The 13,645-nt window shown below is 36.3% G+C and carries 12 protein-coding genes; 11 read left to right on the top strand and 1 reads right to left on the bottom strand.

All coding sequences use genetic code 11. The features are described from left to right. Window positions 1-43: 43 nt before the first annotated feature. The 6 genes from NML75_RS03405 to NML75_RS03380 all read left to right on the top strand — a co-directional run bounded on the left by NML75_RS03405 (window position 44) and on the right by NML75_RS03380 (window position 7,180). Window positions 44-541, top strand: a complete 498-nt coding sequence (locus NML75_RS03405) for a YkgJ family cysteine cluster protein (RefSeq protein WP_254804038.1) — start codon at window positions 44-46, stop codon at window positions 539-541. 222 nt (window positions 542-763) lie between these two features. After that, window positions 764-2,470, top strand: coding sequence for an LPXTG cell wall anchor domain-containing protein (locus tag NML75_RS03400; protein WP_254804037.1), 1,707 nt, complete (start codon window positions 764-766; stop codon window positions 2,468-2,470). A 238-nt stretch (window positions 2,471-2,708) separates the two neighbouring features. Then, on the top strand, window positions 2,709-3,752 hold the full coding sequence (locus tag NML75_RS03395; protein ID WP_254804036.1) for a bifunctional glycosyltransferase family 2/GtrA family protein: 1,044 nt from the start codon (window positions 2,709-2,711) through the stop codon (window positions 3,750-3,752). After that, entirely contained in the window at window positions 3,749-4,660 is a 912-nt protein-coding gene (locus tag NML75_RS03390) for a phosphodiester glycosidase family protein (protein WP_254804035.1), read from the top strand. The genes NML75_RS03395 and NML75_RS03390 overlap by 4 nt, the downstream gene beginning before the upstream one ends. Further along, entirely contained in the window at window positions 4,635-5,060 is a 426-nt protein-coding gene (locus tag NML75_RS03385) for a hypothetical protein (protein ID WP_254804034.1), read from the top strand. Before NML75_RS03390 ends, NML75_RS03385 begins: the two co-directional genes overlap by 26 nt. Before the next feature lie 212 nt (window positions 5,061-5,272). Continuing rightward, window positions 5,273-7,180, top strand: a complete 1,908-nt coding sequence (locus tag NML75_RS03380; RefSeq protein WP_254804033.1) for a glucosaminidase domain-containing protein — start codon at window positions 5,273-5,275, stop codon at window positions 7,178-7,180. 163 nt (window positions 7,181-7,343) lie between these two features. Here the strand turns inward: NML75_RS03380 and NML75_RS03375 are convergent, their stop codons facing one another. Then, a complete protein-coding gene (locus NML75_RS03375; RefSeq protein ID WP_254804032.1) occupies window positions 7,344-9,152 on the bottom strand; it encodes an Ig-like domain-containing protein in 1,809 nt (602 codons plus the stop codon). 532 nt (window positions 9,153-9,684) lie between these two features. On the opposite strand from NML75_RS03375, the gene NML75_RS03370 reads away from it, so the two are divergent. The 5 genes from NML75_RS03370 to NML75_RS03350 all read left to right on the top strand — a co-directional run bounded on the left by NML75_RS03370 (window position 9,685) and on the right by NML75_RS03350 (window position 13,617). Continuing rightward, window positions 9,685-10,377, top strand: coding sequence for a YjjG family noncanonical pyrimidine nucleotidase (locus tag NML75_RS03370; protein WP_254730165.1), 693 nt, complete (start codon window positions 9,685-9,687; stop codon window positions 10,375-10,377). Window positions 10,378-10,441: 64 nt separating this feature from the next. Beyond that, window positions 10,442-11,197 carry a DUF4336 domain-containing protein gene (locus NML75_RS03365; RefSeq protein ID WP_254730168.1) on the top strand — a complete coding sequence of 252 codons (756 nt, stop codon included), beginning with the start codon at window positions 10,442-10,444 and terminating at the stop codon, window positions 11,195-11,197. Window positions 11,198-11,208: 11 nt separating this feature from the next. Continuing rightward, window positions 11,209-11,862 (top strand): uracil-DNA glycosylase, encoded by a 654-nt coding sequence (locus NML75_RS03360; RefSeq protein ID WP_254730171.1) that lies wholly within the window; start codon window positions 11,209-11,211, stop codon window positions 11,860-11,862. 9 nt (window positions 11,863-11,871) lie between these two features. Next, the gene (locus NML75_RS03355; protein WP_254730173.1) at window positions 11,872-12,336 is read left to right on the top strand and encodes an NUDIX hydrolase; all 465 of its coding nucleotides are present in this window, start codon (window positions 11,872-11,874) and stop codon (window positions 12,334-12,336) included. A 12-nt stretch (window positions 12,337-12,348) separates the two neighbouring features. Further along, window positions 12,349-13,617: a dihydroorotase gene (locus tag NML75_RS03350; protein ID WP_254804031.1), complete on the top strand. Its 1,269-nt coding sequence runs from the start codon at window positions 12,349-12,351 to the stop codon at window positions 13,615-13,617. The last annotated feature ends 28 nt before the right edge of the window (window positions 13,618-13,645 follow it).

Raw genomic sequence — 13,645 nt, 5'->3', positions numbered from 1 at the left:
CAGTTATGGTATACTAGTTTCAGAAAAGGATGTTAAAGAATCTATGTCAAAAGAAATCGATATCGAATACTATCACCAATTAGCTTTACAAAAGCAAAAAGAGCATCGTAAATTTCTTGGAAATCTGAAAAAGAAAGCCCCAAAAAACCTTGATAAGATTGCGCTGGAGATTCACCAAGAAGTGTTTGAAGAAATTGATTGTACAGCCTGTGCTAACTGTTGCAAGAGTCTTGGACCGGATTTTAAGGAAGCAGATATCACACGCATTGCCAAGTACTTTAAAATGAAATTACCAGCCTTCGAAGATGAATTTCTACAGGTAGATGAAGACGGTGATAAGATCTTTAAGTCAATGCCATGTCCATTTCTCGGTGGTGACAATCTCTGTTCCATCTATGATGTCCGTCCCAAGGCTTGTAGAGAATTTCCACATACCGACCGTAAAAAGATTTATCAAATCAATAATCTGACTATCAAAAACACTTTAACCTGTCCTGCGGCCTATCTCTTTGTCGAGAAATTAAGAGAAAAAATAGAGTAAAAGAAGAAATACTGTTCCATTATAAGCGAAGGGGCTTAAGCTAGTTAATAAAAAATATTTATGACTCTGTTACTTTTAAAAAATTATAAAAAAAACGTTTATAAAGTATATAAATTGTATAATTCCTTGCATTTTAATTAACTTTCGTTTACAATAGATTATGGTTATTTAGACAAGTGATTTGGTTTTTATAGTTGGTATTTTTAACAGGAGTTTTTTCAAATGAATAAATTAGTAAAATTAGGGCTTACATCATTTTCAATTTTTGTATTGAATTCATATACACAATTCATTGTTAAATCTGATGAGAATATAAGTACAGAAACTATTGCTATCCAAGAAAATTCGGGTTATAGTGATAATAGCATCTCAAAACTAGAGTCTTCTACATCAAACCAAATTGATGACTCTAACAAATCATTCGAATCATCTATTGCTGTAACAGAAGAAAATAACGTAGAAACAAAACTAAACGATAATGTTATTTCTGAAGGTGGCCATGTTAACGTAGAGGGACAGAATGCTACTATAACTAAAGATGGGAAGAGTGTCACTTATAGCTATATAGTTGCTTACCAGAGAATGCATTCTAGTGACCATGCACAAACAGTAAATGATCTTTTGATTCGAGTTCCAAAGATTAAGAATGCTACGGTACAATTCACTCTTGTTGGTACACGAGATGCTAAGGGCAATCCTATCAATGTCAATAAGCCAATGACAGAGATTAGCTTTGATGATACAGAAAAATATGATCGCGAAACCTTTAATACTCCGACCGTTGAGGAACTGGAAGCAGGAAGAACACCTTACGTAGTCAATACCAGCAACTACGAATATGGTTATATGACAGATGGTAAAGTTGAATCTTATGGTTTGTTTACCAATTTTGATAATAGTCAAGCTTACAAAGTAGAAGTTACAATCCCAATTGATGAAGCTAAGAAAATCAAATACCTACCAATTGATGCCCGAATGGTTTGGAAATCTAGTCAAGAAGGTGGTGTTATGAGTTATGAAACCGGCTCTCAAAACTTAGAAGATTATGATAACCATCGTTTAGCGGTTGACTTGGTTAGTGGCAACATTGGTGGTTTTGGAGATCCTTCATTGATTGATGATAGTCATGTAAAGAATGGTCACCTTATAAAGTCAGTTTCAAATCCAAGTACCTATATCACTCCAAATAACGGTGACTGGACAAGAATCCCTGAAGATACCAATATAGATAAATCAACATTTTTCAATTATGTTGATAAATTTACGTTAAGAGCAAACAAGAAAGTAGTTTATTACGTATCTGAAAAAGAAGATATGGCTGACCAAGATGTTTCAGCTTTATATACAGGTAATGTAATTATAGATTATCTTATCAAAGGTACTAACCAAAAATTAAAAGAAACATACAACAAGATTTCTGAATTTCCTATTTATGATTCAACTGGAGAGTTGGTTACATACAAAGTCGGAGATAATAGCATTGAACGTCCTGACAAAATAATGGTTGATGGAATCACATATCGTCTTGTTGGACTCTCGACTTCTTCTGATTCGGAAACTGGAACGTTAAAAAATGGAACAGTTCATATTACTTATGAATATGAAAAGGAAATCCTAACAACGACAGAAGAACCACCAACAACAACGACAGAAGAGCCAACAACAACGACAGTAGATCCGACAACAACAACGACAGTAGAGCTAAAAACAACCACAGTAGAACCGACTGCTGGTTCAAGTTCAGAACCTGGACAGGCACAGACTTCTAGTTCCGAAAAGGAAACAGAAGCAGAGTCAAAATCTGTAGCGGACCAAACAGAGCTACCAAATACAGGTGAGTCAAATTCTCAATTATTCTATACAATCGTAGCTATTCTAATGGGATTCTTTGGAATTTCACTATTAAAAGTGACACACGATAATAAGTGAGTCTCAGTCAAAGATTTAACATGAGTCAACCCTTTGGGGCTGACTTTTTTATTTGAATGATTTGTTAAGTGAAGTTTGAAGCATTTAAAGGAAATTATGTATATTTATTACAAATAATGATTTACAATCTTTTCAAAACATTAAATTATTCTGAACTTTTTCTTAAAGAAAACTGATATAAGGTATCTTTAAGCGATGTTCTGTATAGTTATACCATCGCTAAGAAAGGAGTGCCGGTATGAACTATATAGTAATTCCAGCTTATCAACCTGATAATAAACTTATCAAACTCATCGAAAAAATCCACGAAAAGAGTGATTTTCGTATTCTAGTTATCGACGACGGTAGTTCATCAAAGTATCAAAATATCTTTGATAAAGCAGAACAATATGCTACGGTACTCCGTCACCAAGTGAACCAAGGTAAAGGCCAAGCGCTTAAAACGGCCTTTACTTATATCCAACAACAAAATAGCTACGGAACGGTTGTAACGGCAGACGCAGATGGACAGCATAAGATTTGGGATATTTTCCGTACGGCCAACAAAGCTTCTGAAAATCCTAATAAGCTAATCTTGGGTGTGCGGGCCTTCACAGGTAAAGTACCCCTTCGTAGCCGTTTCGGAAATAGCTTAACAAAAGCACTTTTTAAGATTCAAACTGGGGTAGAAGTAGCAGATACTCAGACAGGACTTCGAGCTTTTACTACAAATCTTATTCCTTTTATGCTAAAGATCGAAGGACAACGTTATGAATATGAAATGAATATGCTTCTTGAAGCTACTAAAGAATATCAAATTTTAGAAGTTCCTATTGAGACAGTTTATATCAATGATAATGAGGGTTCACACTTCCGTCCAATCAGAGATGGATTAATGATTTATAAAAATATTTTTAAATTTGCCTTGTCATCTCTCAGTAGTTTTGTTGTAGACTACCTTGTTTACGCTATTGCAATCTTGTTTTTACCAACAGCGCCAACAAGTTTCCGAATTTTCCTAGCTAATGGACTAGCTCGTGTGACAAGCTCCATTTTTAACTACTCTACAAATAAAAAACTAGTCTTTAAAAACGACGATAGCCTGGTGAAAACAGGGATGGGGTACTTTGGTCTAGCAGTCGGACTCTTTGTCTTAGACACGCTACTGATTCGTCTCTTCTTTACAGTCTTTGGTATCAACCTTCTGATTGCCAAAATTATCGTCGGCATCCTTCTCTTCGCTGTCTCTTGGACAGTGCAAAAGAAACTGATTTTTAAGGAAAGGACATCAACTGTATTATGAAATTTTTAAAGAAACCATATGCTTATGCCTCGGTTCTTGGTTTACTCTTGACAGGATCCTTTAGTTACTCAATGTTGAAAACTTTTGTACTCGCTGAGACTATTTCGACAGTAGCAACAACTAATACAAGTTCCAATACAGCTCAAGCTAGTCAAGCAGCTAAAACAGCAACAGTAACTAACTCAAGTTATAAGGACGAGAATATCTCTATCAATTTGACTGAAACGACGGTTAATCATACCCAAGTGTATGTTGCAGATGTTACAGTAAGTTCATCAGAATATCTAAAAACAGCATTTGCTCAAAACTCATTTGGAACAAACGTAACAGCTAAAACATCTGTCACTGCTGCAGATAATGATGCGATTCTAGCAGTTAACGGCGACTATTACGGTGCCAACTCTTCGGGTTATGTTATCCGTAATGGAGTTGTCTATCGTGATACTGTCCGTGAAAATTCTAATAATGGTGATTTAGCCATTTATAAAGATGGTTCTTTCAAAATTATTTACGAGGATCAGATTTCAGCTGAGCAACTAGTCAAAGACGGAGTTGTTAATCTCTTAGCTTTTGGTCCTGCCTTGGTCGAAAATGGTGAAATTGCAGTAGGAAAAAACCAAGAAGTTGGACAAGCTATGGCTTCGAATCCACGTACAGCTATTGGTATTATCGACGAAAACCACTACATTATTGTTGTTTCTGACGGACGTACTTCTGAAAGTGAAGGTCTCTCTCTTCATCAGCTTGCTGAGGTCATGAAATCCTATGGTCCAAAAACTGCCTACAATCTTGATGGCGGGGGATCCTCTACACTTTACTTTAACGGTCAGGTTATCAATAAACCAACGACTGGAGGAAACAAAATTTCAGAAAGGGCGGTGAGTGATATTGTCTACATCGGTTACTAATCTTGGTAAAAAACGTTTTAAGAAAACAGTCATCTCTTATACACTAATTACGATTTTCTTCTTTGCTTTTTCTAGAATTTATGAAGCATTTAGTTTTGGAGAGACATCTGTCCATATGCACTATTTATTTGCGGTACCTCTTATTGGAGGAATTCTACTAGCAATCTTTCTCAAAGTTCTTCCACATTTCTCTCGTATTAGTCTAAATTTATGGAATTCAGCAGTAGCGATTATTACAGCGGGTACACTATTCCGAGGTATTGTCAATCTTTCTGGTCGCTCAACTACTCTTGATGCCCCTTACTGGTATGTCGGTATCGGGTTTGTCGTTCTAGCTCTTTTATCAATATCTATAAATCCTATTCGATTGAAGAAGAATGTAAGAACAGCTGAAGTTTAGATAAATGATAAAAAGTAGTCGTTCATATCCTGTTCGACTACTTTTTGTTGACTTTTATTTCTAAAATGTTTTAACAATATTACAAGTTTCTTTCTTCTTAAAGATCTTACTTTTATATTTGAAATTATATTGTATAATAAAATGGATGATTGTCGTCCTTAAACGAGATAAAAAAATAAAGAATATGAATTTATAAAATTGAAAGGATAAAAATGAAAAAGATATTACTAGCAAGTACAGTTGTTCTTTCCATGGCCGGGATTTCTAAAACAACTGTATTAGCAGAGGAAAATCAAGCTACAAACAAAGTTCAAAGTTCAGAAAAAACTTTAGCAAATGGAACGAGTAAGGAAGCTAAAGAGAAAAATCAAGCTCAAGGTCAAGAGCAGAAGGATAAGCAGAATCAAAACGAAACACAAATCAAGGCAGAAAAGGATTCTTCTCAATCTGAACAGAAACAAGAAACAGCTGTTACTAAGGATAACTCTTCAACAGAAGAAATTACTGAAGAGGTCGACAAAGAAGGTTGGCAAAAAGAGAATGGCCAATGGCGTTATTATGAAAGTAAAAAGGCTGTTACGAATTGGAAAAAAATAGCTGGTCATTGGTATTATTTTAACCAAGATGGTATCATGCTTAGCAATGCAGTTTATGATGACTATCTCTTTAATAAAAGCGGTGCTATGGTTGAAACTTCTTGGGTAAAAATAGAAGAGAAGTGGTATTATGCCACAGAATCAGGAAAGATTATCCGCAACAAATGGGAAAAAATTAACGGTTCATGGTATCGTTTTGATGAAACTGGTATCATGTTAAGCAAAACAATTTATAATGACTATCTTCTTCAGACTAGCGGTGCTATGGCTGAAAAGAACTGGGTAAAAATGGATGAAAAGTGGTACTATGCTACTGATTCAGGAAAAGTCGTTCGTAATAAATGGGGAAAGATTAATAGCTCTTGGTACTTATTTGACAATGCCGGGGTCATGTTGAGTAGTCAATGGAAAGCTAAATACTACCTAAAAGATAGTGGGGCCATGGCTCAAAGTGAATGGTTCTTTGATAAAAAATACAATAGTTGGTTCTACTTAAAATCTGATGGTGCTTATGCTGAGAACCAATGGCAAGGCTCTTACTATCTCAAATCTTATGGATATATGGCCAAGAATGAGTGGATTTTTGATAAAAGTTATAACGCCTGGTATTATCTCAAAGAAGATGGGGCATATGTAACTGGTAATTTCACCATTAACAGAAAAGACTATTCTTTCCAAAGCAATGGAAAATGGATTTCCGATACGGCAGCATACTATAAAGTAAAACCAATTACAGCAAATGTATATAGTGCTTCTGGTGAGAAACTCAGCTATATTTCGCAAGGAAGTATTGTATCGATTGATGGAGATGAAGCCAAAGACGGTCGAATTCCAGTAAAAATCTCTGGACTTTCAGGCTATATGAATAAGAGTGATTTAGTAGCTGTCAGCTCAGATAGTGACTTCATTCCTCACTATTCATCTGATGGAAATTATCTTTATCATGAGTTATCACCATACACAAGTATCCGTGTAGCCCCTCATAGTTCATCAATGGCTATTGGTAAAAAATATTATTCAGCTGATGGTATTAACTTTGAAAGCTTTACAGTTGAAAATCCTTTCTTATTTAGGGATTTAAGAAAACCAACTAATTACACAGCTGAAGAATTGAATAAGGTTTATTCTCTTATGAATATTCAGGGCAGCCGCCTTGCAGGTAAAGGAGAGGTCTTCAAAGAAGCGGAGAAACGCTATCAGGTGAATGCACTCTATCTCATGGCTCACAGCGCTCTAGAAAGTGCATGGGGGCGTAGTCAGATTGCTAAGGATAAGAATAACTTCTTTGGTATTGCTGCCTATGATACTACTCCATATGATTCTGCAAAGAGTTTCGACAATGTTGATAAGGGAATCCTAGGTGCAGCTAAATGGATCAGAGAGAATTATATTGATGAAGGTAGAACCCATCTTGGCAATAAATCTTCTGGAATGAACGTTCTTTACGCTTCTGATCCGTATTGGGGTGAAAAGATTGCAAGTATCATGATGACCATCAACAGTAAACTTGGTGAAAAAGATTAAAATAGAAAAACGATAACTAAACTGATTTAGTTATCGTTTTTTATACTTATTCAGTTTAAGTTTTTTATTTAAAAGAAATGTAAAAGGATTCACTTTAAAAGTAAATCCTTTTAGTTTTATAATGATTGAAGACTTGAGAATCTAAATCTTATATTCTATAAGCCTAATCCTTTTCAGTTTTACGAGTTTTTGCAAGAACGATAATCGATGAAACTAGAACAAGTGAACCAAGAACTGCAATAAGTGTTCCTTTGCTCTCCCCAGTAAATGGAAGTCCTGGTTTTTCTTCAGTAGTAGTTTCAGAAGAAGATGATGGAGTTGTAGTAGTTACTGAAGTTGTAGGTGCTTCAGTAGTAGTTACTGAAGTTGTAGGTGCTTCAGTAGTAGTTACTGAAGTTGTAGGTGCTTCAGTAGTAGTTACTGAAGTTGTAGGTGCTTCAGTAGTGGTTACTGAAGTTGTAGGCGCTTCAGTAGTGGTTGTTGAAGTTGTAGGTGCTTCAGTAGTGGTTACTGAAGTTGTAGGCGCTTCAGTAGTGGTTGTTGAAGTTGTAGGTGCTTCAGTAGTGGTTACTGAAGTTGTAGGCGCTTCAGTAGTGGTTGTTGAAGTTGTAGGTGCTTCAGTAGTGGTTGTTGAAGTTGTAGGTGCTTCAGTAGTAGTTGTGGTCGTTGTAGTCGTTGTTTCTTCTTTTGGATTCACAATTGTTTTAGTTACTGAATGATCAGCTCCAAAATCGTCAACATTAACTTCTGTATCTGCTACTTTGATGACATAACCTGATGGTGCTTCTGTTTCTGTCAAGATATATTTATCTTTTAATAATGCATTAACAGTAATTTTACCATTTTCATCTGTTTCGTATTCACCGATCACTTGATTGTTAGCTTGACGAACTACTTTAAATTTAGCACCCTTAAGTGGTTGATTCGCCTCATCTACTTTATGGATATTGATTGAGTAAACATAACCAAGACCAGCACCACCAGCAATTTGAACTGCAGCACCATTAATTACGCTCGTACTTTCAATACCAACACCTTTAAGAGTTGCTTCATTTTTCAATAACTCACCATCAACAGGGTCATAATTTAGACGAACGTTATAAGAAATACGATATTGGTCCGCTTCAGTAATATCTCCTAAGTCAACTACGAAAGATTGTCCATCTTCAGCGACTGTCACTTTATGTTGATCTGTAACATCAACACGGTCAGAGAATACCCATTCACCAGTTTCGAAAGAGAATTTACCTTTGATAACTTTAATACTATCTTTTACATAGCTAGCATTTGTAAATTGCAAGTGGTCCTCAATCGTTACACCTTTGATGTTTTGTTTTGTACGATTGACTGAAATAGTGTATTGGACCTCTCTTTTATCACCTTCATTAACCCAACTAGTCTTTGTTAAAACTTTTGGATCACCATCACCGATACCTTTAAATGTAATCTTCCCAGCAGGTTTTGATTCTTTGTTTATCGTAATCTCAATTGGAATTTCTCCTTGTTGAGGATGTTTTTTGAAATCGACACGAGCATAGAAGAAGAAAGAGCCATTTGTATCGTTATGTTTTTCAACATAATCCGTATAAGTTAAAGAAATGGACTTGTTATCCGCACTTACTTTAGCGTGCGCGATAATCTCATTTGTATTGATATCACGAATTTCGAATGATTGTGAAGTAACCACCAAAGCGTCTGGTACAGTCATAACAGTAGTATCCCCTGCTTTGACATTTTTTCCAGATAAATCAAATTTTGCATTGATACGGAATGTAGCCCATTGCGCTAAATCCCAAGTTAGATCTCCACCTTCATTATTTACAACTTTGACATCTGTAATTGCATCTACAAATTTTCCAGTTACTGAAATCTCAGGAGTTTCAGCAAATGTCTTATTCAAACTAAATACAAAGACAGTTGTCAATAAGCAAATAATAAAAGAAAAGATTCCCAATTTCTTTTTGTTCTTCATTATTTTCCTTCCCTTTTGTAAGATTGGTATTCTTAAGATACAAAAAAATATTGCACTTTAAGTAATAGTCCCTGAGTAAATTATTATATATAGGATGATTTTATAGACACCCTTATTGCTGCCCTCCTCCTAGTCTATTACTAAAACTATCCTATAGGTGAATTATATCACATTATAATGTGTACATCAATAATATATATGCAGAATTTGCTATAAATTAAAAAAATCACAAAAACTTATAAATTATCTGTCTCTTAAGAATTAAAACAATATAAAAACCGCTTACATTCTTTGTTTTATCACGTTTAAACTTTTTAGTGTTTTATCTAATGATAATAAAAATCATTTCAACAGTTTACAAAAATCTAAGAATTATCTATTTTTGAATACTAGAAATTTTATATTAAATTTTATTATATTTTTAAAATTACTTATTTGAAAATCAATCGTGTGAGAATTTATTATTCTATCTGTTTGTGCTATACTTTGAAGTATATTATATAAAGAATACTGAATACAGGACAATGAATTGATGATTTATAAATTTTTACTCTTCGACCTCGATCATACTTTACTTGATTTTGATGCTGCTGAGGATGTAGCATTATCGCACCTCCTAAAAGAAGAAGGAGTTGAGGATATCCAAGCATACAAGGATTATTATGTGCCAATGAACAAAACACTTTGGAAGGATTTGGAGCTGAAAAAGATTACAAAACAAGAACTAGTCAATACACGTTTTGCAAAATTGTTTGCTCATTTTGGCATTGAAAAAGATGGTGCCTACTTAGCAGAGCGTTACCAGTTTTTCCTGTCTAAACAGGGACAGATTTTCCCAGGTGTGGAAGATTTATTAAAAAAATTGATACATCAGGGATTTGAACTCTATGCTGCGACAAATGGAATTACCTTTATTCAGACAGGCCGTTTGGAACAATCTGGTATTGCACCCTATTTCAAGGAAATCTTCATTTCTGAGCAACTCCATACCCAAAAACCAGATGCAGCATTTTATGAGAAAATTGGAGCTCGAATCCCTAACTTTGATAAAGATCATGCCCTTATGATTGGCGACTCCTTATCAGCTGATATTCAGGGGGGGAATAATGCTGGCATCGATACTATCTGGTACAATCCTCATCATCTTGAAAACAAGACCCAAGCCCAGCCAACTTATGAAGTCGACTCTTATCAGGCTTTGCTAGAAATCTTAGATAAACTGTAAAAAGTGGTTTAGATAGCCACTTTTTGCTATAATAGAGGCAGTATTAAGGAAGGAGTAGTTAACGATGTCAAGGCCAGAACTTTCTCTTTATGAACCATTGTATACACTAAAGGAAGTTGATCAAAATATCTGGATAGTAGATGGTGATTTGATTCAAATGGATATGAAGATCTTCAAGCTTCCTTTTCAGACACGTATGACGGTGGTTAAGTTAAATGATGGCAAACTTTGGATTCACTCTCCGATTGCGCCAAATAAGGGACTATTTACTGAACTAGACGCTTTGGGCAAAGTCGCTTACCTGATTTCACCAAATAAGATTCACTACGCCTATATTGCAGATTGGAGAAAAAGATATCCTCATGCGCAAGCATGGTCTAGTCCAGGAGTTGAAGAGAGAGCGAAAAGTCAGAATGTCAAGGTAGAATTTGATGCTCCTTTAACAGATATGGCTCCCGACCTATGGTCTGATGAGATTGAACAGCTTATTTTTAAGGGAAGTTCTGTCATCGAAGAGGTCGTGTTTTTTCATAAATCAACTAAAACACTTATTGTAACAGACCTTATAGAGAATTTTGAACCAGAAAAAATAGCTAGTCCAATCCGCAGAAAATTCTATCGTTTAGCTCGTGTAACAGCCCCTGATGGTCAAACTCCTATCGATTATCGGATGACTTTTTTAGGAAGACAAAGGGAAGCAAAGGTTTCCCTTTCCCGTATGTTAAACTGGAAACCGGATAAGATCATTCTTGCACATGGTTTATGCTTTTTTAAAAATGGTACGGATGAATTAAGACGTGCTTTTAGATGGATACTATAAAGGAGATTAAGATGCAACACTCATCCTGGCATGCTTTGATTAAGGAGCAATTACCTGAAGGTTATTTTGGGAAAATTAATCATTTTATGGAACAGACCTATGCTCAGGGAACTGTTTATCCTCCTAAGGAAAAGGTTTTTCAGGCTCTTTTGACGACTCCTCTGGAAGAGGTTAAGGTAGTGATTCTGGGGCAGGATCCCTATCATGGACCTGGTCAAGCTCAGGGATTAAGTTTTTCAGTTCCTGATTCGATTCCAGCACCGCCTTCGCTTCAAAATATTCTGAAAGAACTTTCTGATGACATCGGAGTTAAGAAATCCCATGACTTGACCTCTTGGGCTGAGCAGGGAGTCTTACTCCTTAATACATGTTTAACAGTGCCAGCAGGTCAAGCAAATGGGCATGCTGGTCAGATTTGGGAACCATTTACAGATGCTGTTATTAAGGTCGTCAATAACCTAGATAGACCCGTAGTTTTTGTACTTTGGGGAGCCTACGCCCGTAAGAAGAAGTCTTTGGTTACTAATCCTCAGCATTTGATTATTGAATCAGCCCACCCGAGTCCCCTTTCCGTTTACAGAGGATTTTGGGGTTCCAAGCCTTTTTCCAAGGCCAATGCATTCTTAAACGAAACAGGACAAGAGCCAATCGATTGGCTTAGATAAGGAGAGAATATGCCTCAGTTAGCGACGATTTGCTACATTGATAACGGGAAAGAACTGCTCATGCTTCATCGTAATAAAAAGCCTAATGATGTCCATGAAGGAAAATGGATCGGTGTAGGTGGAAAGTTAGAGCGCGGGGAAACTCCACAAGAATGTGCTGCACGTGAGATTTTAGAAGAAACGGGTCTGAAAGCAAAACCAGTACTAAAGGGAGTTATCACCTTTCCTGAGTTTACACCAAACCTAGACTGGTACACCTATGTATTTAAGGTGACTGAGTTTGAGGGGGAATTGATTGATTGTAATGAAGGGACTTTAGAATGGGTTCCTTATGATGAGGTTTTAAGCAAACCAACTTGGGAAGGAGACCACACCTTTGTCGAGTGGCTTTTAGAAGATAAACCATTCTTTTCAGCCAAGTTTGTTTATGATGGTGATAAGTTATTGGATACCCAAGTGGATTTCTACGAATAAAGGAGAAAGCAGATGTTACTAATTAAAAATGGTCGAGTAATGGATCCTAAGTCTGGTGTGGATCAAGTGTGTGATGTTTTGGTTGAAGACGGTAAAATTGTTCAAATTGCTCCTGAAATCCAGGAAGAAGGCGCTCAAGTAATAGATGCTACTGGTCTTGTAGTTGCGCCTGGTTTGGTGGATATTCATGTTCATTTCCGCGAACCTGGTCAAACTCATAAAGAAGACATCCATACAGGTGCACTGGCAGCAGCAGCTGGTGGTTTTACGACAGTTGTCATGATGGCTAATACCAATCCAACCGTTTCAGATGTTGAGACTTTGCAGGAAGTTCTTCAGTCTGCTGCTAAGGAAAAAATTAATGTTAAGTCTATAGCAACGATTACCAAGAACTTTAATGGCCAAGACTTGACTGACTTTAAGGCGCTTTTAGAAGCTGGAGCCGTTGGTTTTTCTGATGATGGTATTCCTCTTGAAAGTAGTAAAGTAGTTAAAGAAGCATTTGAAACTGCTAAAAAGCTTGGAACCTTTGTATGCCTTCATGAGGAAGATCCAGGTTTGAATGGAATTCTCGGTTTCAATGAAAATGTTGCTAAAGAACACTTCCATATCTGTGGGGCAACAGGAGTGGCTGAGTATGCAATGATTGCACGTGATGTCATGATCGCCTATGCAACCAAGGCTCATGTTCATATTCAGCATTTATCTAAGGAAGAAAGTGTCAAGGTTGTGGAGTTTGCTCAAAATTTGGGAGCCAACGTAACTGCAGAAGTTGCTCCACAGCATTTTTCGAAGACTGAAGCTCTTCTCTTGACTAAGGGAAGTAATGCTAAGATGAATCCACCACTTCGCTTGGAGTCTGACCGCCGTGCAGTTATTAAAGGTTTAAAATCTGGAATCATTTCTGTCATTGCTACTGACCACGCGCCTCACCATGCTGACGAAAAAAATGTTGAGGATATTACCAAAGCGCCATCAGGTATGACAGGTTTGGAAACTTCTTTGTCACTAGGCTTAACTTACTTGGTCGAAGCTGGTGAGCTAAGCTTGATGGAATTATTAGAAAAAATGACAGTTAACCCAGCCAAACTGTATAACTTTGAAGCAGGTTATTTGGCTGAAAATGGGCCAGCTGATATTACGATTTTCGATGATAAAGCTGACCGAATTGTAGACACACATTTTGCTTCTAAAGCAGCTAATTCACCATTCATCGGTGAAACTTTAAAAGGGCAGGTCAAATACACCATTTGTAATGGACAGATTGTCTATAAAAACTAAATAGAATACTGCTCTATAAAATTAAAAT

The organism is Streptococcus sp. CF4-3, from assembly GCF_024295385.1.
Lineage (GTDB): Bacteria > Bacillota > Bacilli > Lactobacillales > Streptococcaceae > Streptococcus > Streptococcus infantis_I.
Note: the sequence above shows the minus strand (reverse complement) of the source record. Positions and strands in the feature narration are given on the sequence as shown.